Here is a 22,745-nt window from a genome sequence, read left to right as displayed (position 1 = left end):
TGCGATGAAAGTCGCACGTACAGTGCTAAGCGGGGGAAAAGATGGAGATAACTTCAAAGTCTTACCTATCGCAACTAAACGAAAAGGGGAACGGAAAAGAAACCTTCATTTGAAATGATAAAGAATGAAAATGGCGGAGTAGATATGATTTATACAACGAGTGGAGGGAAGCAATCTTTCACTTACTTTTCTGGTCCACCGGAAGATATAGATCATGTTTGCTTGGATTACATGAAAGAACGGTTCGGAAACGTTAGAACTTGGAAACAAGTTGATTTTATAAAGCGGAAATATAAAGAAGGTTATCGAACGATATTCGGAGTAATAGATGAATTAAAAGTAGGTGACAAAGTAGTGATGCATACATGCGGAGAAGCGGCACACTATGACGGTAAAGTTTGGACATGTCGGACGGATCAATTCAAAACGAGTAGTGGCTCGCAAGTGGTGTTTTTAGAAGGATTTAGCGGATACTTCTTAGTTGAATATTTGCAACATGTGAATTTATAAAAAACTAAACAAAGCTGGAAATTAAACTTAAAGTTAGGACTATTATAGTAGCCAAAATATTGGTATTGGGAGGATAATTATGATTGATGCCGTATCAGAAAAAACGTTAATAGCTATTGATAATTTTACGGTTTTTCTATATATAGCAGTAGTTATATATTGTTTCTCTCGGTTATCTCACCGTAAACAATAATAAAATAGTTTCGCATTATTAAGAAGTGAAAGGATTTGATGTTATGGAAATGGAAAAGTTCAATGCAAAAGCATTCTTTATATTTATGGGCATAATTTTATTACTCTGTATCGGTACTAGATTTGCTCAGGAATTTAGGGCGGAACAAGAAAAGAATCATGAGATAAGGATGGAACTAACTAGGAGTAACGTGAAAGTTGCAGAGGATATGGTTGCGAAAGAATTAAATACAGATAATAAAAATTTTCGAATGACTGCTGTACCAGGAGATCTGCTGAATCGAAGTTACTGGATAACTAAAGAGTTAGTATCAGAGATAAAAAAAGATGGGGAAGAATACCGAATCTACTTTGAAACAAAAAGAGTCAGCAATAGTGAAGGGGATCTTGTTATGTATAAACCTACAGGTATATATAAAATTCTTAAAGAAGAGTAGATAATACTATTTGGATTTAAAATTCTGATAATATAATATTTGGAGGTAAATGAAAGGTGAATATAGTAAAATGAATCATAGTAATTTACATAAATCAGGTTATGTTATACTCATATACTTTGTAATGACTCAATTTGTTGGGATTATAGGAGTACAATTGTTAGCAAAGACAGGTTGGTATGATATTAAGGGAAATCAACAGCAAGCAATTCAGCAACTACTTATTCATTGGGAACTAATAGGGTTTTCACTCATATTAACATTCACTTTTCTTGTATATAAGAAAGAAGCGATGAACGATTCGAAGTTATCGATTAAATTATCAAGAAACTCATTCGTATGGATTTTAATAGGAATTGTTGCAGTATTTTTAGCGCAGACAATTGGTAGTATTTTAGATAAGAGTATATTTCACTTAACTACACAATCAGTAAATACATCAAGTAATATTGAAGCTGCAACTATAGCTCCTCTTGCTCTTATATCAATTGTAATTCTTGCTCCGTTAGTTGAGGAACTGGTATTTCGTTACGCGGCCATAAATATACTAAGTCGTAAATTTAATGAAATTGGGTGTATATTAATTAGCTCAGTCTTTTTCTCTATCATGCATTTTGATTTTCCTTTTGTATTTGGATATTTTCTAATCGGACTTGTACTTGCCGCAATATATGTACGTACTAATAGGTTACTAGTCTCATTTATCATTCATGCTACTATGAACTTAATAATTGTTATACTGCAGATTTTTTGATAGAAAATATGTAGGTAAGGAGAGCGTAACTTGACGAAAAAGAAGGCAATATTTTTAGATCGTGATAATGTAATTAATGTTCTGTTACATTAAAGTTAACCATAGGGACTAGATAGTGAAAAGTTCAAGGATGTCTTTTCAAACTATTCTATTACTGTGAGTTCCACTGGAAATTTAGGTTTAAGTATTGGTATTATGAGTGCGAAGTTAGGCTTTAATGTGACTGTTCATATGTCAGCAGATGCGAAAAAGTGGAAAAAAGATTTACTTCGAGGTAAAGGAGTTAATGTTATAGAATATACAGCGGACTATAGTAAAGCCGTAGAAGAAGGAAGAAAACAAGCTGATAAGAATCCGATGTGTTATTTTATCGATGATGAAAATTCAAGGCATTTATTTTTAGGCTATGCTGTAGCCGCTGCGCGCTTACATACACAATTAGAGAAATTTCAAATAAAAATCGGCGAGTCTTGTCCTCTATTTGTTTATCTGCCATGTGGAGTAGGTGGAGGTCCAGGTGGTGTTTCGTTTGGTTTAAAGTTATTGTATGGTGATAATGCGCATGTATTTTTTGCAGAACCTACTCATTCTCCTTGTATGCTATTAGGTATGATGACAGGATTGCATGATGGAATCTCCGTGCAAGATTTTGGAATTGACAATAAAACAGATGCAGATGGACTTGCGGTGGGAAGAGCATCTGGATTTGTAGGTAAAACAATAGAGCCATTTTTAAGTGGTATATATACAATTAGCGATAATCACCTATATAAGTTACTAAAAGGGTTAGTAGATACAGAGGGTATAGAGTTGGAACCATCAGCATTAGCGGGTATGATTGGGCCAATCAAATTGTTTAAAGAAGGACAAAGATATATAACAAATAATGACTTAACAAAAAAATTGAACCAAGGTATTCATATAGTATGGGGAACTGGAGGGAGTATGGTTCCAAAAGAGGTAATGAAAGTATACTATCAGGCAGGTTCTCAGTTAATCAATAAAAAATATTGATAGATATAAAATGAGTTCATTTTTCATGGCTACCTATGAGAAGATGAACTCATTTTCGTTTTTTGGATGATGGCCATTTTCTGGTACTCCATGTCCATCAATTCAAGAAAGTAGATCCTTTTCTAAACGATAAAACTGAACTTCGGTGTTATCAAAACTCAATTTTTCCGTTTAGGGCTTGGTAAAGAAAATGTGCATCCACTATGAACATTTAGAGGTAGATTTACTTCCAAGGAAATATGTCGTGCGTTTTATGGATAGAAGCTCCTGTATTCGAATTTCATAGTATTAGTGAGGGAATTGGAAGGAAAGCGATAAAGATGGGACACAATAAAAGATTTCGTGATAGTAAAGAATTAAGTGCAGTAATAATATCATTTCCAGGAACTACATGTATTTTAAAAAATAAATATTCCGATAAAATTTTACCATGTCTATTTTGGGAGCCTCTGTCAAAGTTGAGTTGGTTTTCTATAGAAAATAGTTATACATATATGTTTATAGTGGTTTGAAGCAGAAAATAGAATTAGAAAAGTCTTCTAGTTGTCTTGAGGTAAAATATATTCTTCAAAATCCTTATTTAAAATTAAAGAGTACCTTGGGAGAGAGGCGCTTTATGGCCAAGGCTAATGATGAAAATAGGTGACTACGATTGTATTGTATGTACGAGTTTAAATAAAACCCTTACTAGGTAGGTAATAAAAAAATAAATTAGATTCTATATTTAACACTTAGAAAACCATCGTCATAACATAAATTGTAGTAATTCAAATGAAAGAGGGTTGGATATTTATGGATTATCCTGGTATTAATGGCTTAATTAGAAGGTATCGTCCTCAAGCAGGTACCACGGCTATATCATATAGTGCAGCGCAAGGTACTCTTCACGCTGTTCATCATGCAATGCAAATGCAACAACAAATGCATCCTCATATGCAACAACACACGTATCCTTATATGTATCCTCATATGCAACAACATTATACATCTACTGGATATTACAATCCTATAGTGATTTCAGCAGATGGGTTATATATATCAACAATTCCCCATGGAACTCTATACAATTTATAGAAAGATTTTAACTGATAAGTAAATGTTCATTTGAAATAACGATTTTATTAAATAGGTAAAAAAAGGGCACCTGACCAGGGTGCCCCGCCCATAACTATGAATAACAATCCATAATAATATATGTGACTTTTGCCCAATCGTGATGGAATCCAATAAAATCTTTATTTTTGAAAAAAGAGGTGATTAATTGATAAGTAAGTGTTCATTTGAAATAACGATTTTATTAAATGGGTAAAAAAAGAGCACCTGACCAGGGTGCTCCGACCATAACTATGAATAACAATCCATGATAATATATGTGACTTTTGCCTAATGGTGATGGAATCCAATAAAATCTTTATTTTTGAAAAAGAGAGGTGGTTCTTTGTACTGGCTATTTTATCAGTTTGATAATGGGAAAATTGTAAATCCTCCTATTACAATACCATTATTTGTTGCAATAGGAGGATTGGAAGTCCTAAGTTAAAGAAATAAGAATTTGTTTTTCAATGCATGTTATTGATCTTAAAGGCGAATGGAATTTTGTTGAGAGTCAATTGTAGAAAGAGAAAGAGTATTGGGAAGGTATTTCTCATATCAAGAAGTCGTTTAAAAAATATATGTTGAAGAATATTTTTAGTTTATTATTTAGAAAGCATGACATATACACAGGAGATTAATACAAATTGTCTTATATACTTAAGTTTCTATAAAATCGTAAATTTAATAAAAGACGAGAGGTAAATATAATAACACAAATAATCTATTTTCTTATATATAATAAATAAATCATTAATAATTCCAAGCTATCAATTTAATTATCAAGAAATGCAATCATATAGATTTTAAAGGGGATCATATTAGTATTTCTAGCGCAGATGATCGGTAGTATTTTAGATAAGAGTATATTCCATCCATTACAGATGTATTTATTTGAAATAAGAACCATTTAGTGAATTAATAATGAGTGCCACTTTAAAAGAAGAGAGGGCTTAGAATGGATAATGATGTTACATAAATATTTTATTTTTGTAAAAAAATGTTGTTTACAAAAGATAAGAAAGCGTACACTAACTAAAAAAGCTAATGCTAATATTGATACTAAAAAAGAGACATTTCTACTTACTTATATTGGTGGATAAAAAGGGGGTATATCATGTTAAATGCTTTTGAAAATAATTTTATTGAAATAATTAATGCTACAGAAAATAATCTGAAAAATATTCATTTAAAGATACCAAAGAAAAAGACGACAGTGTTTGTTGGTCTTTCAGGATCGGGAAAATCATCACTTGTCTTTGATACACTAGCTGCAGTATCAAGGAGGGAGTTAAATGAAACATTTCCAAGTTTTACACAACAATATTTACCGAAATATGGTCAACCTCATGTGGAAAATATTAAACATTTACCAGTAGCAATTGTGGTCGAACAACAACCGATTGGAAAAAGTGCTAGATCCACTTTAGCAACCTATACTGGAATTTATTCGTTAATAAGATTAATGTTTTCTAGGATTGGCAAACCTTTCATTGGATATTCTGAACATTATTCTTTTAATTTACCTCAAGGGATGTGTCCTACCTGTCAAGGATTAGGATATATCGATGAGATTCACGAAGACCTATTAATTGACAAGAACAAGTCACTTAATGAAGGAGCTATTACTTTCGTTAGTTTTGGACCAGGAACTTGGCGATGGGAAGGATACGCCAATAGTGGTTTATTTGATTTGGACAAACCACTTAAAGACTATACTCCAGAAGAATTTGAAATGTTTATGCATGCCCCGCGTCAAAAATTAGAAAACCCTCCTAAAGAATGGGGGAAAACTGCGTTATATGAAGGCTTGGTACCTAGGATAAAACGTTCCATTATTCAAAGCGCTGAAGGTCGACATCACAAAGCAGCAATTGAAGCTGTTGTTACTAAAAAAAACTGTCCGAATTGTAAGGGGACAAGGTTAAATTCAAAAACATTAACAAGCCGAATTAATGGATATAATATTGCAGAGGTCTGTTCCATGGATTTAATTCATCTTGTTGGATTTATTCAGAAAATCACAGAACCAATAGCCAAGGGTGTAACGCGTGAAATATTATCAAAAGTAAACGCATTAATTGATATTGGTTTAGGATATCTATCCCTAAATCGTGGAACAGACACTTTATCAGGTGGCGAGGCTCAGCGAATAAAAATTGCAAAATATTTAAGCAGTTCATTATCTGATTTAGTTTATATTTTTGATGAACCTAGTGTTGGGTTACACCCACATGATATTATCCTTATTAAACAAGCACTAACTAAGCTAAAAGAACAAGGTAATACAGTTATATTAGTTGAACATAATCCTAGCATCATAGAAATGGCTGACTATATTGTAGAAATGGGACCAAAAGCTGGGACTTACGGAGGTTATATAACATTTACTGGAAGTTATCAAGAGTTATTAGAATCGGATACCATAACAGGGAGAATGCTTCAACAACCCATAAAATTCAAAAAAACAAGATCTTTTTCTAAATATATTCAGGTGAATCATATTGAATCTCATAATGTCCATGATGTAGATGTTAAAATTCCAGTTGGAATTATGACAGTAATATCAGGTCCTGCAGGTTCGGGAAAAAGTACTTTAGTTAACGCAGTGAAACGGCAGGTTTCTCCGAACCTTTATATTGATTTAAAACAAGACTCCATAGGTATAAATATAAGGTCGACACCAGCAACTTATTTAAATATATTATCTCCAATTAGAAAACTCTTTGGGAAGGAGAATAATGTATCCATACAACTATTTAGTTTTAATGGAAAAGGGGCTTGTCCAAAATGTAAAGGAAAAGGGGTGACAATTACAGAAATGGCCTTTATGGATCCTGTGACTCAAACATGTGAACTTTGCAACGGAAAACGATATAGCAAAGAAGCTCTCCAATATAAATATCAAGGAAAAAATATTTATGAAGTACTTTCATTACCGATTTATGAAGCTTTGGATTTTTTTAAAGACATTTCAAATATCTATAAAAAGCTAGATAATTTAAAACAGGTAGGACTTGATTATTTAAATCTAAGTCAGTCAATGACTACCTTATCTGGTGGCGAGTTGCAACGTTTAAAATTAGCATTTCAGTTGGAGAATACTGGTCAAATCTATTTTTTGGATGAACCAACTTCCGGACTTCATTTACAGGATACATTAAAGTTGCTTAGGTTATTTAATGATTTGGTAAATAAGGGGAATACTTTAGTGTTGATTGAGCATAATTTAACCGTTATTTCACAAGCAGATTGGCTGATTGATATGGGTCCAGATGCGGGTAAATATGGAGGCCGCATCTGTTACTCGGGAATACCATCGGATTCTATTCAAAACAAGGGATCACGTACTGGCGAAGCGTTACGTGTAGCTATGTCTTATTCGGATGAATATTATTAAAAATATAAATTTTGTTTGTTGAGACTATTTTAAAGAGACGTTCTAACTTCTACTGGCCGATATCTATTAAAGTTTATGTAGTATTGATATTGTGTTTTAAAGACGTTTTTATAAGGAGTGCAATACACTTATCTGTTATTAATAAACTTTTAACATGGATTTCGGTCAATGGGATTTGTCTTAATTAATACATATTAGTGGTCATAATTTTAAAAACTTCGACTGTTTATTTGTAAGATATTCACAGTCCAAGTTTTACATGTATTAATGTAGTGGCTGCTGACCTAGTTCATTTTTACAGACTTACAAATCAACAATCGTTCGGAGTGATAGATGTCTTAGCTAATCGAATATCTATAGCTAAGATATCGAAGTATGCTTAGTTGAGAAGATTGTAAGGACAATTCTACTCCAAGTCCTTTAATTTGAGCTAGTTGTTATAATGTCTTAAAAGCTTTATTGCAGATTATCAGGAAACGAATATTTACACTTATTACTCTAGCTGTAATGAAATCACTATGGTTATATTTATGATGGATATATATCGTTGTTTATGTGGGCAGCAAAAACGATAAATCGTTATAAATAATATGCAGGGATATATCAGCTTGAAAGGGATTTTAAACGATTGATTTAGAGTAGGCATTCAAAATAATGGAATGGTGGTCCATTATGGCGATATATTTATCAATGTTATTTCTTTGTATAAGTAGTTAAAAATAGAAATTTGGCATTCCTAAATGATAGTATGAGATTCAAGAATAGCATAGGGATTTCGCTATTCTTGAAGTCAACGACAGAAAAAATAGACTTTTTGATTAGCAAAGCGGATAGAGAAACTAACACATCATGTCACGTGTTAAATTTGCATGAATGAATATAGCAGTGTGGATTGCTACAAGTATTATAAAGGGAACTTTCAAGGAACTACAAAGAGAGTTGAAAAATATAGGTTTAGAGAAAAGAAATGTAAGTTCAATATTTTTTATGAATCATTAGTATGTACTTAGAAGTTGCTCTAAACAGTGAATTTTCTATTGGTGTACAGTGACAATAAAGATGCTTAATATTTACTTGATGGATTGGCATTATTACGCTAGATAATAGTCTTTTTGTAAAAATAAAGTTGTTTAATTTTTTTATATAGGAATTGTAATGGCTATATAAAAAAATTGTAAAACTCTCGCTAAATATGCAAGAGAAGGTAAGTGTAGTAGCTGTAAAAAGTTAAGCAATTATTGTAAATGATAACAACTTAACCGTTATTTAAACGATTTTATTTTTAATTTAAAAGTAATATTGTCACTCGATACTAATAAAGAATTTCCCTATATAATAGATGATATTTACCTCCTTAGAATCCCACTTAGCCTTGAATAAAGCCGTTTGGAAATCTTTTCCCAGTCATTCATACTTCTCTTATTATCAACATCCAGGTAATTAGTTATTAATAGACATAATGGCTCCATATAATTATTTATTATTTTGTTTAATAGTCCATCGATATATGTACTATCATCAGCTAGTTTTATATGTAAATAATCAAGAAAGTTTACATCATTTTTATTATAATGAATCATGTTCCTTAATACCCTACATTCTTCTCCAATATCTTTATCATAATCACTTATCAAACGAGAAAATTCATAATTGTAACTTTCATCTATTTGAGTAAATTTCCCTTTCAAAAATTTATTCATGTTTTTTATATTGTCCATAACTTCATCTATTTTTATAGATGATAATCTCATTAAAATATATTTATCTAGATTTAATTCAGTTGTATTCAATTGAAGTATATTATAAAGCCATATACAAGTCGAAGCCTCCTGAAGAGACAAGATTAACCTGGTTATTATTATTTTTTCTTCTGCCTCTCCAATAAAAAACACTGAATCATGAATATCCTTATCTCTATAATTCTTTTCATCATTATGAACAAATATCGGGAATTCTGAGTACTTTAATGTACCATTAGAATCTATTACTAGCTTTTCCTTTAGTAAGTTTATTGTCTCACCGACCTTTACAAAAAAACTCTTAAGGTCAATTTGACTTTCTTGTGATAAATCCGGAAAAAAATCAGTATCAATAAATATATAAGTTGGATAGATAGTACTCCCTACTAACTGTCCTTCTTTTAAATAAAAGCCTAAATTATCTATATCATTACCAAATTGATTAATATGAAAATCCATTATTCGATTATATATTTTTATGTTATCGCGCTTTTCATATAATTTGACGCGATGTCTAATTTTTTTTATGTTTGGATCAATAGAAATAGAATCATCAAAGAGTTCTTTATTTATTTGATATATTATTAGACATATGTCCCTAGCTAAAGGGAATATATGTACAGCATTATTCTTTTGGTTCTTTTGTAGTCTTAACAAATAGGACATTCCCATTAAGTCATAATAAGCAGCGTGAATGGCTGACATATTTAATTTATCCTCCCAAAAATCTATTAATTTTCATTGATTCCAATAATTGTCGTTAAATAAAGTTTATCATACTGATACATTTAACTGCTTCACCCAACCCATAAACACATCATTTAATATTCACTTGATGGATCGGGATTATTACGTTAGATAATAGTCTTCTAATGAAAATAAAGTTGTTTAATTTTTGTATGTAGGAATTTTAATAACTATATAATTTACATTGTAAAACCCTTGCTAAATATGCAAGGGAAGGTAGATGTACTAGCTGTAAAAAGCTAAGCAATTATTGTAAATGATAACAACTTAATTGTTATGTAAACGGCTTTATTTATTATTAAACAACAATATTGTCACTTGACAATCAGGACAGGTAGAGAATGCGTAGCTTGTTTATCCTATAGTTAGGCTACAATGAATTAATATCATAATCCCACAAGCCTAACTTCCCCCTAGCGGGTATATAATTTATTAACATTTCTTTATTAGAAACTTCCCAAGCATAATTCCCAACCCTAAAATCCCCTAAAAAGTAGTCATTTCCTGAAACTATACGTCCATCTTCCAATACTGCATTCGTTTGGTTGTCTTCTATTACCTTTAAACAATTTATAAGATTACATACACCAATAATCTTACCGGTTGGTAGATTGTTGGTGTTCAATCCTTGTTTGCTGAGTATAGAATGAATTATTTCATTGTTGCAAGCATTACTATCAATCTTTTTACTCGTGTGAATTGCCAATGAACCACGATATTTAGTATTCCATGTCCTTGTTTCATAGTGAGCTTCATTAGACAGAAAAAGGCTAGCCCATGGTTGAATCATTGAAAGTACCTTCATGTAAGTAATCCCACTTTCTTTTAATATCATTGAAATATAAAGCAAAGTCGTGTTCTTTCAAACACGACTTTGCTTTATATTTATGGTTTGAGAATAACCTTAGTACACTCATCTTCATGGTCATTAAAAATCCGATAAGCTTCACTTGCCTGATCCAATGGGATTTGATGACTAATAATTTGAGTTGGATCTAGTTCGCCGGATGTAATTTTTTCAAATAACATTGGCATGAGATGTATAACAGGGGCTTGGCCCATTTTTAAATTGATATTTCTTTCCCATATATTACCGAGAGGGAATTGATTGTATGTGGAACCATAAACGCCTGTGATTTGAATTGTACCACATTTACGGACTGCATCTGAGGCGATTTTGAGAGGGCTTAGTGTCCCCCCAATCATCATCATACTTTGTTCAATAGATTCAAGCATTGTTTTTTTACCATCCATACCTACACAATCGATAACCACATCCGCTCCGCCATTTGTTAGTTCACGGATATATAGTCCGGTATCAGTGAATTCTTCAAAGTTAATTGTTTCCACATTGTTCATTTGTTTTGCTTTTTGTAATCTGTATGGTAGGCGATCAACAGCAATAACACGTTTAGCTCCATGCATCCAAGCAAACTTTTGTGCCATTAAGCCGATTGGTCCACAACCTAGAATAACGACAGTATCACCCTTTTTTACTCCACCATGCACGACGCTCCAATAAGCTGTTGGTAATACGTCAGATAGGAACAATACTGACTCATCGGGCAGCTCGCATGATTCCGGAATAATGAAGGGAATATTGTTCCCATATGGTACACGTAATAATTCCGCTTGACCTCCGACGTAATCCCCGTAGCGGTCTGTAAAACCGAAGTACCCGCCCGTATCTATATTATAAGGGTTAGGGTCAGTATTGGCATTATCGCATTGACTTTCCATATCTTGTTGGCAATATTGGCAATGACCACAAGCAATATTGAAAGGTAATACAACTCTATCGCCTTTTTTCACGTGTGTAACCTCTGGGCCAACCTCTTCAACAATTCCCATTGGCTCATGACCAACTACATAATCTTGTTGAGCTGGTAATGCGCCTTGATAAATGTGGAGATCGGAACCACAGATCGCAGTTGATGTGATTCTTACGATAATGTCATCGTTTTTTATTAAAACTGGATCTGGGACATTTTTAACCTGCATATCTCTTACCCCTTGGTACGTCACTGCTTTCATTTCTTTACCTCCTAGTCTGTCTTGCTCAGAAATTTCATTATAGTATCGTCCAGTAAATTTAAGTATATACATTTGTATTGATTCAATTTAATTTTTTTCAGCGTACTGCAATGAGATTTTTTTGGATTAGGGATCATCCACATGTTACGCTCATAAACTTGTTAATTGTATTATTGTGCGATGAAAGTTTCTGCCGTATTCTCTGCTAATGAACGAAAAAACTGAGGGGATTTCATAGGTTGTTCCAGCTAAAAAATGACGAAAAACATCCTTTATTCTTTATGCATTAATGTACTTCTGGAAACTCTTGCACTTCTATTTATGGAATAAAGCTCAATAAGAAAATTGATTTATAGAAAAATACACTTAAAAGAAAAGGGGAAGAGAAGGGTTGAGAAAATGAAAAAAACCACGAAACACCTTGATATGAAAGCGTTTCGTGGTTTTTTAGATGTTTCAAACACATCATTTAAGAATTTCTTCCTCTTTTGAGTGTAAATCGTATACATAAGAAAATTGAGTATTATTATTCGATTCCTTCGTTATCCTAACATTTGTATCGATTTTTATGGAAATGGATTGTTTACAGCCTCTGTATATCCTCTTACCAATTTGAATCAACTTAGATTTTATTCAACTGATTTTTTATTAGAATCTTTCGCTAAAAATTCTCTGAAATCATCTCCCCAATCACAGATAGAGTTTACAACGGGTTCTAGAAGTAAACCAATTTCACTCAGTTGATACTCTACTTTAGGAGGTACAACGGGGTATACAACTCTAGTAATTATTTCATCTTCTTCTAATTCTCTCAATTGTCTAATTAACATGCGTTGATTGACATCGGGAAGGTATTTTTGTATTTCACTTAACCTTAATGGAGCCTGTTGGAGCAAACACCATATAATCGCTATTTTCCAACGTCCACCTATAACGGATAAAGCCAAATCTTTGCTAGTGAAAAAAGTTTTTTCTTTATAATCAATAACCATTATATCACCACTTCTTTCTATTAGGGTTTTGTTTATAGTGACAAAAACGTCAGTATTGTCTAGTGAATTATAATATGTAATTATGGAAAAGTAAATTAGAAAACAAAAGAAAGAAGGGATTCAATTGAAAAGTAGAGCTGCTGTTGCATTTAAGCCAGGAGAACCACTTCAAATCGTAGAAATCGATGTAGAAGAACCAAAAGCAAAAGAGGTATTGGTAAAAATACTGTATACTTCTGTCTGTCATACAGATGCTTTTACATTATCAGGTGACGATCCAGAAGGCGTATTTCCTGCTGTATTAGGTCATGAAGGTGCCGGTGTTGTCGTTTCAGTAGGTGATGAAGTGACTTCAGTAAAACCTGGTGATCATGTGATTCCACTATACACGGCTGAATGTGGAGAATGTAAGTTCTGTCGTTCGGGTAAAACAAATTTATGTAGTGCCGTACGAGAAACGCAAGGTAAAGGTTTAATGCCTGATGGAACAACTCGTTTCTCTTATAATGGAGAGCCTATTTATCATTACATGGGAACAAGTACGTTTAGTGAATATACAGTCGTTCCTGAAATCTCTTTAGCAAAAATTGACCAAGAGGCGCCGCTTGATAAGGTTGGCCTATTTGGATGCGGTGTGACTACTGGGATTGGTGCGGTACACAACACAGCAAAAGTAGAAGAAGGGGCTGTGGCAGCTGTATTTGGTTTAGGAGCGATTGGATTAGCCGCTATTCAAGGACTGGTTCAAGCGAAGGCAAGCCGAATTATTGCAGTTGACCTAAATCCTGAAAAATGGGAACTAGCTAAAAAAATGGGAGCGACTGATTTTGTGAATCCTGTGGATTATGACCGCCCAATTCAAGAAGTTATAGTCGAAATGACAGATGGAGGAGTAGATTATAGCTTCGAGTGTATTGGTAATGTTGAAGTAATGAGGTCTGCTCTTGAATGTTGTCACAAAGGTTGGGGTGAAAGCACAATTATCGGTGTAGCAGGCTCTGGTAAAGAGATTCATACTCGTCCATTCCAATTAGTAACGGGTCGAGTATGGCGTGGTTCTGCTTTTGGCGGCGTGAAAGGTAGAACACAGCTTCCAGGAATGGTTAAAGATTATATGGATGGTAAAATCGATATCGATTCATTTATCACACACCACTTAAACTTTACAGACATCAATGAGGCATTTGAATTGCTCCATAAGGGCGAGTCAATCCGTACGATGTTAACATATGAAAAATAATGAGTATATTCAAGGAGGATAACGACATATGACTACCACTAAATTACATCCAAGATTAGATAACGGGATTAATGATTATCCAGTAGTAAAAGACTTTGCAGGAGGAACATTAAAGTGTCTCTGTGAATCAAATAAAGTAGAAGTCAAGGTAGATTCGCAAACAATGCACAACCATGCATGTGGTTGTTCTAAGTGCTGGAAACCAGAAGAATCCATTTTTTCTATAGTAGCTGTAGTACCTCGCGACAAAGTTCATGTCATTAGTAACGGCCATAAGTTAGAGATTGTTGATAAAACAGCAGCAATTCAAAGACATTTTTGTAAAGAATGTAAAGCACATTTATTTGGTCGTATAGAAAATAAAGATCATGCATTTTATGGTTTGGATTTTGTTCATACAGAATTATCAGAGGATAAAGGGTGGTCTGCACCCCAATTTGCTGCATTTGTTTCGTCGGTAATCGAAACGGGTACTCCCGCTTCAAAAATGGCCGATATCCGAAAAAATTTAAATAACATTGGATTACCTACCTATGATGTCCTATCACCTGAGTTAATGGATTTAATTTCTATTAATGCTGCTAAACTAAATGGCACATTAAATGAATAAAAATTTATACTTTAATGTAGTGTAAGTCCGAAATGTAAAAAGTAAATCTTGCTGGTACGCATGATAAATAGCCGCCTGTTTATTGATTTTTCATCAAATAGGCGGCTGTTTTATAATTTTGTACAGGTAGCTTGCCTAATTATTTTTAGATCAGGACACGTGCTGATCCAGCATTTTAGGATTCTAATGTATGGTCAACAAGGCAGAAAACGCTGTACAGAATCTATGTACAAGTACTAATCCGTGTGAAACATCTGTAGAAGAAACGAAAGAAACTGAATGTAACCTCATTTTATGGACAAGATGTTCCCTTCTAAATAAAGATCAGCAATTAACTAAAACAAGGTTCATAAAATTCGCTTTTTTGCAGCCGTTCTAAGAGGGAGCGACTGCAACTATTTTTATAGTTGATTACATTCCATTAATCTAGAGAGGTGTTATCATGACACAATATATTAAAAACAAAAAATTGAAATTTTCGGTTCCCGTCATTTTTCAATTTGCTTTAAATATAGCATTGATTTTATTAGCTTTTATTTTTTTTGTTTTACTTGGAAAAGAAATAATATATTTCATTCAGTTTTCTATATTTAACGAAGGTTTTGAGAATCAATACAAGCTTCTGGATCGCATTTTAATTTTCTTTTTATATTTTGAGTTTATCGCCATGATTACAAAATACTTCCAAGGACATTATCACTTTCCACTACGATACTTTCTTTATATTGGTATTACTGCTATGATTCGTCTGATCATCGTCTACCATGAAAATCCGATTGATACACTTCTTTACGCTTCAGCCATACTGGTACTAATTATCGGTTACTATATTATGAGCTCTTCATCAGCAATGGAGCAAAAATGTTAATTTGAATAACCAAAAGGAACTCACCAAAAAACTAATATACAAACTGTCATAATTAAATATATCAAGCTTATGACGGTTTGTATCTTCTAGAAAGGTTAGGTTTTACATCTTTTTTATTCGTATTTAGAGTAATCTCTTCAACAATATACCTATTTAACAATACTTCACTCATGGATTTATCCCTATTTCAGATTTCCACCCTATATCGAAGCATACTAGTAGACGCGTAAAAGAGACTTCACCAAGAAATGATAAAGTCTTTTTATATATAATGATTTGAAGTAACATCTTAGTCTACAATATAAAGGCCTAAAGTGCTTTTTGACTTTCTGTTAATTAGTTATTAAATCTAAAACCAGTTATCGGATACGGTTTTCTACCTAGTGAAAAGGAAGTTTACCTGTCTCTTCAGAAATAACAAGAACTAGAGCGTGACTTAACATAGTTAAACCGAGAGCAGTACGATGACGAGTTCCGAGTTTTTTCACTCATGATTATAATTGTGATAGGAAGAATATTTGCTGCTGATACAGTCTAACTTCCTCGAATCAAAACTGCCCATCGTGTAAAGGGTTTCCAGGGGAAAATTGATTCCAATAAAAATGAAGTCAAAGCAGTCCTATTGAAGTTTCAGTCCGTACCAGCGAATCTTCTAGTGGAATTATCCTTTCTACGACTATTAAAGCCCATTGTTGGCGTTTTGATAAATTTTGGATCGTTGTAAATATGTCAACATACTTGTCTGTGAACGGCGCTAAGTAATTTTTTTAATAAAAGCTGGTGGCCTTAGCTTCACTTTTCGCAAATCCCTCTTTTATATCCTCGAATTTTTTAAAAGACAATAATGTGCATAGTCCAGATCTTTCAAGCAATTTTTCATTCGAGTCACTAATGGCTCTAGACCTTCTTTCATCAGTCTTTTTATTGGAGTCAAATTGAATTAATCAAAATTTTGTTCCATCGACACCTTTTTACAACTTCCCTTTATATTATTCAAGTTCCTTCATAAATAATTATTTAAAAATTATAGTGACAAAAATGTCAGTATTGTACGATGAATTATAGTATGTAATCATGGGAAAAGTAAAGATTAGAAAAAAGAAAGAAGGGATTCAATTGAAAAGTAGAGCTGCTGTTGCATTTAAGCCAGGAGAACCACTTCAAATCGTAGAAATCGATGTAGAAGAGCCAAAAGCAAGAGAAGTATTGGTAAAAATACTATATACTTCTGTCTGTCATACAGATGCTTTTACATTATCAGGCGACGATCCAGAAGGTGTATTTCCTGCTGTATTAGGTCATGAAGGTGCCGGTGTTGTCGTTTCAGTGGGTGATGAAGTGACTTCAGTAAAACCTGGTGATCATGTGATTCCACTATACACAGCTGAATGTGGAGAATGTAAATTCTGTCGTTCTGGTAAAACAAACCTATGTAGTGCAGTACGAGAAACACAAGGTAAAGGTTTAATGCCTGATGGAACAACTCGTTTCTCTTATAATGGAGAGCCTATTTATCATTACATGGGAACAAGTACATTTAGTGAATATACAGTCGTTCCTGAAATCTCTTTGGCAAAAATTGATCAAGAGGCGCCGCTTGATAAGGTTGGTCTATTTGGATGCGGTGTGACTACTGGGATTGGTGCGGTACACAACACAGCAAAAGTAGAAGAAGGGGCTGTGGCAGCTGTATTTGGTTTAGGAGCGATTGGATTAGCCGCTATTCAAGGACTGGTTCAAGCGAAGGCAAGCCGAATTATTGCTGTAGACTTAAATGAGGATAAATTTGAATTAGCTAAAAAAATGGGCGCAACTGATTTTGTAAACCCTTCTAAATTTGATAAACCAATTCAAGAAGTCATTGTTGAAATGACGGATGGAGGAGTAGATTATAGCTTCGAGTGTATTGGAAATGTTGAAGTAATGAGGTCTGCTCTTGAATGTTGTCACAAAGGTTGGGGTGAAAGCACGATTATCGGTGTAGCAGGCTCTGGTAAAGAAATTCATACTCGTCCATTCCAATTAGTAACAGGTCGAGTATGGCGTGGTTCTGCTTTTGGCGGCGTAAAAGGTAGAACGCAGCTTCCAGGAATGGTTAAAGATTATATGGATGGTAAAATCGATATCGATTCGTTTATCACACACCACTTAAACTTTACAGACATCAATGAGGCATTTGATTTGCTCCATAAGGGTGAGTCAATTCGTACAATGTTAACATATGGAGAGTGAAAAAGTGAGTCTTAAACTTATTGAAAAACATCACTCTTTCGGTGGAGAACAATGTAAGTACCGCCATTATTCAGAAGTCTTACAATGTGATATGACATTTAGTATCTACTTACCATCAAATAAAGAAGAGAAAAAAATTCCTCTTATATGGTGGTTATCTGGTTTAACTTGTACAGATGATAATTTCAGTCAAAAAAGTGGATTTCAAAGATTGGCTGAAAAATATCAAGTGGCAGTCATGATTCCAGATACTTCACCACGTGGGGAATATGTTGCTGATGATGCAGGATGGGACCTTGGACAAGGGGCAGGTTTTTATTTAAATGCAACACAAGATCCATGGGCAAAGCATTATCATATGTATACGTATATCGTAGATGAATTAACAGCTATTGCGTCAACATTGATTCCTAATTTTTCAGGAGAAGAAAGTATAATGGGTCATTCAATGGGAGGTCATGGTGCTTTAGTAATTGGCATGAAAAATGCTGCGAGATTCAAAGCGATTTCTGCCTTTTCTCCTATTGTAAGCCCTAGTCAAGTCCCATGGGGCATAAAAGCCTTTTCCTCTTATTTAGGTGAAGACAAAGATTCTTGGAAAGAATGGGATGCGTCAGAACTGGTTAAAGAAGCTGGTATGCCACCTGTTCTCATTACGCAAGGAATTCAAGATGAGTTTTATCCAAAACAATTAGATGAAACAATTTTCCTAAAGAATGCTCAGAAAAATAATCAAGTAGTAAATTACAAGAAAATAGAGGGTTATGATCATAGCTATTTCTTTATTGCTACTTTCTTAGAGGAACATTTTGCTTTTCATATGAAGTACTTAAGATAATTCTTTTTTACGAAAAATATCCACATTGTAATTGAATGTGGGTATTTTTTGATAACTGCATGTTGTTATATTTTTAAGTTTATTATCTATAAAATAAGAAATTATTTGAAGCATGGGTAAGCTAATTGGGGGTATCGTTAAATTGAATTTCAAAAAAATGTTAGTCAATGACCGTGTTAAACCATACTTATTAAAAGCCCGTTATGGGATTGAAAAAGAAAGTAAACGAGTAGATTTATCGGGAAATTTAGCTAAAACAGATCATCCTAAAAGTATTTCGTTGCGAGATGATCATCCATATATTCAGCGTGATTTTTCAGAATTACAGATGGAAATAATTACACCTGTTACTGAGACATTAGAGGAACTGTTTGATTACCTAGCAGCAATACATGATGTTGCTTATCGTTCTATGGGTAAGAATGAAATGCTTTGGCCATTAAGCATGCCACCACAGTTACCAGAAAAAGACGAAGATATTGTGATTGCAAAATTGAAAAATGCTGAGAATGTTCAATATCGTCAAACTTTATCGAATTCTTATGGCCGTCGTAAACAAATGCTTTGTGGTGTTCATTTTAACTTTGAATTTGGCGATGAGTTAATTCAGGCTTTATTTAACGCGCAATCGGAGATTAAGGATTATCAGCATTTTAAAACAGAGATGTATCTAAAAGCCACAAGAAACTATTTACACCATCGATGGTTATTCACTTATTTTTACGGATCTTCTCCTAGTAGTGAAAAGAATTTTTTTGAAGAAGATTCGTTGAAAGAGGTAGTAAGAAGCATTAGAAGCAGTAAATATGGTTATACCAATTCCAATGATGTTCAAGTGTCATATAGCAGTATACAGAACTATGTATCAGATCTTTCTTTGATGGTTAAAAGAGGGCTTCTGTCAGCAGAAAGAGAATTTTATTCACCTGTCCGTTTAAGAGGCGGACATCATGCTTCAGATTTAGAGGATCACGGTATTAGTTACATTGAATTAAGAAATATAGACTTAAACCCTTTTGAAACGTATGGATTTAGCTATGAACAAGCGGAATTTCTCCATCTTTTCTTAATTTATTTACTATGGAAAGATGAAGGAGAAAATTGTGATGAGTGGGTAAAAATGGGCGACTTTTACACTGATATAGTGGCTCTTGAGCACCCATTAGAGCATACACAATTTGAAATAGAAGCTAAAAATATGATTAATGAGATGGAACAGTTAGCAGAAACTTTAAATTTGACTATTTCAGAGACGTTATTTGTGCAACTGAGAGAAATGTTAATGGATCCAAGTAAGACTTTAGCTGGGAGACTTTATAAAGAAAGTGAAAAAAGCAGTCAAGGTCAAGTGGCTACGTCGATTGCTAAAGAAAATTATAAAAAATCATGGGATAAGCCCTATCAATTAGCAGGATTTACTGACATGGAGTTGTCTACTCAGATTTTAATGTTTGATGCGATTCAACAAGGGATCCAAGTAGAAATCTTGGATCGACAAGATCAATTTTTGAAGCTGAAATTAAAAGATCATGTTGAATATGTGAAAAATGGGAATATGACGAGTAAAGACAATTATGTATCCACTTTAATTATGGAAAATAAAACAGTAACAAAGAAAATTCTTCAACAACATGGATTCCGTGTGCCGAAAGGTGAGGAATTTCAGACGATTGAACAGGCTTTACGTTCCTATGATTTCTTTGCTACCAAACCTTTTGTTGTGAAACCGAAAACAACAAATTATGGATTAGGAATATCAATTTTCAAAGAAGACGCCAGTTATAAAGATTATCAACAAGCCATTACATTAGCATTTAAAGAAGACTCTTCTATATTAGTAGAAGAATTTCTTAATGGAACAGAATATCGATTTTTTGTATTAAATAATCGAGTTTATGCTGTTTTATTAAGAATTCCTGCGAATGTTAAAGGTGACGGCAAACATACAATCGAAGAGTTAGTCGTGCAAAAGAATCGCGACACGCTAAGAGGAAGAGACCATAGGACACCTTTAGAAACTATACAGTTAGGTGAATTGGAGAACCTTATGCTTAAAGCTCAAGGATATGGAACGGATTCAATTCCAGAGAATGATGAAATCGTCTATTTACGTGAAAACTCTAATATTAGTACAGGTGGAGACTCGATTGATGTGACAGATCACATTCCTGATGATTATAAAAAAATAGCAGTGGATGCAGTATCCGCACTTGGAGTTGAAATTTGTGGTATCGATTTAATTATTGAAAATACCGAAGTTCCTGCTACTAATAAAAATGCTTACGGAATTATTGAAGCGAACTTTAATCCATCCATGTATATGCACATCTATCCATATAAAGGAGAGTCCCGACGTTTAACTATGCATATCATACATTATTTATTCCCCGAATTATTAAAAAATCAGTCAAATTAGGGGTACCACTATTAAAATTTCAAATTTACAACGCTAAGCACATTTCTAAATTGATTCCGGCACTTCTAACAAAGTTAAGAAAAAGTGATTTAGTTGAACAAGCAAAGGCATAACACATTTTATATTGACTAATATGTTATGCCTTTTATTAATCCGCATTTTCCAGACGCTACCCCAATATAATCTGTTTGAGTGGACTCGAGATGACTAAGGGGATTTTAAACTTAAACCTCCGCTAGATTTTTTTACATCTATTAGTGTTTATTTGATGATAGGGGGAAAAGCTTCATCCTAAAATTGGGTAACAGTTCTTTATTGGAAATTTCCCAAATATAGTTCTCTACCACAAATCTCCTAAGGAATATTCGATATCTAAAATTATACGTCCATCTTCCAGTACTGTATTTCCTTGATTGTCTTCCGTTAGGTTTAAACAATTTATAAGATTACATACACCAATAATTATACCAGTTGCTAAATTAATTTTATTCAATCCATGCGAACTTTTGTGTCATTAGACCGAAAGAACTCAATTTAGATGGTACTCTTTTTTATTTTAATGAGAAGATAGAGTACAGGTAAGTATAAAAATATAAGATATAATCCGACTTTTGAAAATAGTTGCGAAAGACTTTGGATCTGGTCTTTATTCTCGATTAGATTCCCTATACATAACATTAAAATCAAAAAAAGGATTAAAAAAGTTCTTTGTTTAATATTTGTTATTTTTCTAGCACCTCTACACGCAGCCCATAATTTAATACAAATATTTGGTAGAGCCAATAGGAACCAAATTGAAACTACAACAATTTCAAACCTTTCAATTATAGGGAACTCGGCTATTTTCATTATTGATATTGAAGGCCAATTGGTATGTTTAAGATATTCTTCGCTGAAGTACAAAAATGTCAGAAAAGCAATATAAAGATATAGTAAGGTAATGAAAAATACGCACAGGTGCGCCCATTTTTTTGATTTTTCAGGTTTTTTGAGAAAAGGATAAAACATTAGTATTGCTTCAAAGCCAAGATATTGAAAAAACATGGTTTTAGAAGATCCTAATATATCTGTTAAGGAATGGTTAAACAATGGTAATATATTGTTGATGTCAGCGTAATCAATTGCAAATAAATTAAGAGGGGGAAGGATCAATAGCGGGATGACTGTACCCCAGAAACAAATGCCTGCAATCACGCGGAATCCACTTGAAACAATATAATAAATCAAGATTAGAAATACTAATCCTATTTGCCATGTATTCATTAAAGGGAACATCCACACTTGTACAACTTCAATATATACTCTATAAACAATTATGGCCAATGAAAAAAAATAAATAACAAAAAGGCAATTAAATAGCCACCCGATCCATTTTCCAAAACAATACTGGTTAATAAAAATTATATCATTGTTAACTGCCTCTAGTATCTTATATATCAACCAAATTGCCATATGTATACTAATACTTGTTAAGATTATTGATAACCAAGCATCATAGCCGGCATCCTTTGCTATCTCTCTCTGGAAGTTCAAAATTCCAATACCAATGACGTTAGAGAATATTAAAAAAAAGACATAAAAATCTGATACCATAAATCGTTCATTAACAACGTTTTTCACAGTCATCCTC

Annotated in this window: 17 protein-coding genes and 2 pseudogenes; 13 read left to right on the top strand and 6 right to left on the bottom strand. The window is 33.3% G+C overall.

The window, feature by feature from the left end:
- Window positions 1–114 precede the first annotated feature (114 nt).
- The 7 genes and pseudogenes from KVT31_RS28020 (at window position 115) to KVT31_RS27995 (ending at window position 7,399) form a co-directional block, all read left to right on the top strand.
- Complete coding sequence (locus KVT31_RS28020; RefSeq protein ID WP_000594391.1) at window positions 115–510, top strand: hypothetical protein; 396 nt, start codon at window positions 115–117, stop codon at window positions 508–510.
- Window positions 511–746: 236 nt separating this feature from the next.
- Window positions 747–1,139 (top strand): hypothetical protein, encoded by a 393-nt coding sequence (locus KVT31_RS28015; protein ID WP_000425110.1) that lies wholly within the window; start codon window positions 747–749, stop codon window positions 1,137–1,139.
- 49 nt (window positions 1,140–1,188) lie between these two features.
- Window positions 1,189–1,893, top strand: a complete 705-nt coding sequence (locus tag KVT31_RS28010; protein ID WP_000675653.1) for a CPBP family intramembrane glutamic endopeptidase — start codon at window positions 1,189–1,191, stop codon at window positions 1,891–1,893.
- A 108-nt stretch (window positions 1,894–2,001) separates the two neighbouring features.
- Window positions 2,002–2,907, top strand: a pseudogene (locus KVT31_RS28005) (D-serine ammonia-lyase); the annotation flags it as partial.
- Between the two features lie 792 nt (window positions 2,908–3,699).
- Window positions 3,700–3,981: a DUF3947 family protein gene (locus tag KVT31_RS28000; protein WP_000386178.1), complete on the top strand. Its 282-nt coding sequence runs from the start codon at window positions 3,700–3,702 to the stop codon at window positions 3,979–3,981.
- A gap of 737 nt (window positions 3,982–4,718) precedes the next feature.
- Window positions 4,719–4,871: pseudogene (locus KVT31_RS30485) on the top strand (CPBP family intramembrane glutamic endopeptidase); the annotation flags it as partial.
- A 245-nt stretch (window positions 4,872–5,116) separates the two neighbouring features.
- Window positions 5,117–7,399 carry an ATP-binding cassette domain-containing protein gene (locus KVT31_RS27995; RefSeq protein WP_000930527.1) on the top strand — a complete coding sequence of 761 codons (2,283 nt, stop codon included), beginning with the start codon at window positions 5,117–5,119 and terminating at the stop codon, window positions 7,397–7,399.
- Between the two features lie 1,346 nt (window positions 7,400–8,745).
- On the opposite strand, the gene KVT31_RS27990 is transcribed toward KVT31_RS27995, so the two are convergent.
- The 4 genes from KVT31_RS27990 to KVT31_RS27975 form a co-directional block, all read right to left on the bottom strand.
- Window positions 8,746–9,843 carry a hypothetical protein gene (locus KVT31_RS27990; protein ID WP_001273064.1) on the bottom strand — a complete coding sequence of 366 codons (1,098 nt, stop codon included), beginning with the start codon at window positions 9,841–9,843 and terminating at the stop codon, window positions 8,746–8,748.
- Window positions 9,844–10,255: 412 nt separating this feature from the next.
- A complete protein-coding gene (locus KVT31_RS27985) occupies window positions 10,256–10,690 on the bottom strand; it encodes an ASCH domain-containing protein (protein WP_000866541.1) in 435 nt (144 codons plus the stop codon).
- Window positions 10,691–10,770: 80 nt separating this feature from the next.
- Window positions 10,771–11,919 carry a zinc-dependent alcohol dehydrogenase gene (locus KVT31_RS27980; RefSeq protein WP_000649094.1) on the bottom strand — a complete coding sequence of 383 codons (1,149 nt, stop codon included), beginning with the start codon at window positions 11,917–11,919 and terminating at the stop codon, window positions 10,771–10,773.
- A gap of 629 nt (window positions 11,920–12,548) precedes the next feature.
- Window positions 12,549–12,911, bottom strand: coding sequence for a winged helix-turn-helix transcriptional regulator (locus KVT31_RS27975; protein WP_000234131.1), 363 nt, complete (start codon window positions 12,909–12,911; stop codon window positions 12,549–12,551).
- A gap of 124 nt (window positions 12,912–13,035) precedes the next feature.
- Here KVT31_RS27975 and KVT31_RS27970 point away from each other — a divergent pair, with 124 nt between their 5' ends.
- The 3 genes from KVT31_RS27970 (at window position 13,036) to psiE (ending at window position 15,629) form a co-directional block, all read left to right on the top strand.
- On the top strand, window positions 13,036–14,151 hold the full coding sequence (locus KVT31_RS27970) for an S-(hydroxymethyl)glutathione dehydrogenase/class III alcohol dehydrogenase (RefSeq protein WP_000842152.1): 1,116 nt from the start codon (window positions 13,036–13,038) through the stop codon (window positions 14,149–14,151).
- Window positions 14,152–14,179: 28 nt separating this feature from the next.
- On the top strand, window positions 14,180–14,761 hold the full coding sequence (gene gfa, locus KVT31_RS27965; protein WP_000214001.1) for an S-(hydroxymethyl)glutathione synthase: 582 nt from the start codon (window positions 14,180–14,182) through the stop codon (window positions 14,759–14,761).
- Window positions 14,762–15,203: 442 nt separating this feature from the next.
- Window positions 15,204–15,629: a phosphate-starvation-inducible protein PsiE gene (psiE, locus tag KVT31_RS27960; RefSeq protein WP_000195740.1), complete on the top strand. Its 426-nt coding sequence runs from the start codon at window positions 15,204–15,206 to the stop codon at window positions 15,627–15,629.
- Window positions 15,630–16,009: 380 nt separating this feature from the next.
- Here the strand turns inward: psiE and KVT31_RS30805 are convergent, their stop codons facing one another.
- Entirely contained in the window at window positions 16,010–16,072 is a 63-nt protein-coding gene (locus KVT31_RS30805; protein ID WP_231691668.1) for a hypothetical protein, read from the bottom strand.
- A gap of 673 nt (window positions 16,073–16,745) precedes the next feature.
- Here KVT31_RS30805 and KVT31_RS27950 point away from each other — a divergent pair.
- The 3 genes from KVT31_RS27950 (at window position 16,746) to gshAB (ending at window position 21,115) form a co-directional block, all read left to right on the top strand.
- Window positions 16,746–17,861 carry an S-(hydroxymethyl)glutathione dehydrogenase/class III alcohol dehydrogenase gene (locus KVT31_RS27950; protein ID WP_033657046.1) on the top strand — a complete coding sequence of 372 codons (1,116 nt, stop codon included), beginning with the start codon at window positions 16,746–16,748 and terminating at the stop codon, window positions 17,859–17,861.
- Window positions 17,862–17,865: 4 nt separating this feature from the next.
- Window positions 17,866–18,699, top strand: a complete 834-nt coding sequence (gene fghA / locus KVT31_RS27945; RefSeq protein ID WP_000053812.1) for an S-formylglutathione hydrolase — start codon at window positions 17,866–17,868, stop codon at window positions 18,697–18,699.
- 142 nt (window positions 18,700–18,841) lie between these two features.
- Window positions 18,842–21,115, top strand: a complete 2,274-nt coding sequence (gshAB, locus tag KVT31_RS27940) for a bifunctional glutamate--cysteine ligase GshA/glutathione synthetase GshB (RefSeq protein WP_001009634.1) — start codon at window positions 18,842–18,844, stop codon at window positions 21,113–21,115.
- 534 nt (window positions 21,116–21,649) lie between these two features.
- On the opposite strand, the gene KVT31_RS27935 is transcribed toward gshAB, so the two are convergent.
- A complete protein-coding gene (locus KVT31_RS27935; RefSeq protein WP_002078656.1) occupies window positions 21,650–22,741 on the bottom strand; it encodes a GerAB/ArcD/ProY family transporter in 1,092 nt (363 codons plus the stop codon).
- Between the last annotated feature and the right edge of the window lie 4 nt (window positions 22,742–22,745).

The organism is Bacillus sp. GbtcB14 (assembly GCF_019091205.1).
GTDB lineage: Bacteria > Bacillota > Bacilli > Bacillales > Bacillaceae_G > Bacillus_A > Bacillus_A cereus_AG.
The sequence above is the reverse complement of the archived record's forward strand: the minus strand, read 5'-3'. Positions and strand labels throughout refer to the sequence as shown.

Coding starts and splice junctions, on each gene's coding strand:
- KVT31_RS28020 (WP_000594391.1), top strand. CDS start 115: ATGATAAAGAATGAAAATGGCGGAGTAGATATGATTTATACAACGAGT.
- KVT31_RS28015 (WP_000425110.1), top strand. CDS start 747: ATGGAAATGGAAAAGTTCAATGCAAAAGCATTCTTTATATTTATGGGC.
- KVT31_RS28010 (WP_000675653.1), top strand. CDS start 1,189: ATGAAAGGTGAATATAGTAAAATGAATCATAGTAATTTACATAAATCA.
- KVT31_RS28000 (WP_000386178.1), top strand. CDS start 3,700: ATGGATTATCCTGGTATTAATGGCTTAATTAGAAGGTATCGTCCTCAA.
- KVT31_RS27995 (WP_000930527.1), top strand. CDS start 5,117: ATGTTAAATGCTTTTGAAAATAATTTTATTGAAATAATTAATGCTACA.
- KVT31_RS27990 (WP_001273064.1), bottom strand. CDS start 9,843: ATGTCAGCCATTCACGCTGCTTATTATGACTTAATGGGAATGTCCTAT.
- KVT31_RS27985 (WP_000866541.1), bottom strand. CDS start 10,690: ATGAAGGTACTTTCAATGATTCAACCATGGGCTAGCCTTTTTCTGTCT.
- KVT31_RS27980 (WP_000649094.1), bottom strand. CDS start 11,919: ATGAAAGCAGTGACGTACCAAGGGGTAAGAGATATGCAGGTTAAAAAT.
- KVT31_RS27975 (WP_000234131.1), bottom strand. CDS start 12,911: ATGGTTATTGATTATAAAGAAAAAACTTTTTTCACTAGCAAAGATTTG.
- gfa (WP_000214001.1), top strand. CDS start 14,180: ATGACTACCACTAAATTACATCCAAGATTAGATAACGGGATTAATGAT.
- psiE (WP_000195740.1), top strand. CDS start 15,204: ATGACACAATATATTAAAAACAAAAAATTGAAATTTTCGGTTCCCGTC.
- KVT31_RS27935 (WP_002078656.1), bottom strand. CDS start 22,741: ATGACTGTGAAAAACGTTGTTAATGAACGATTTATGGTATCAGATTTT.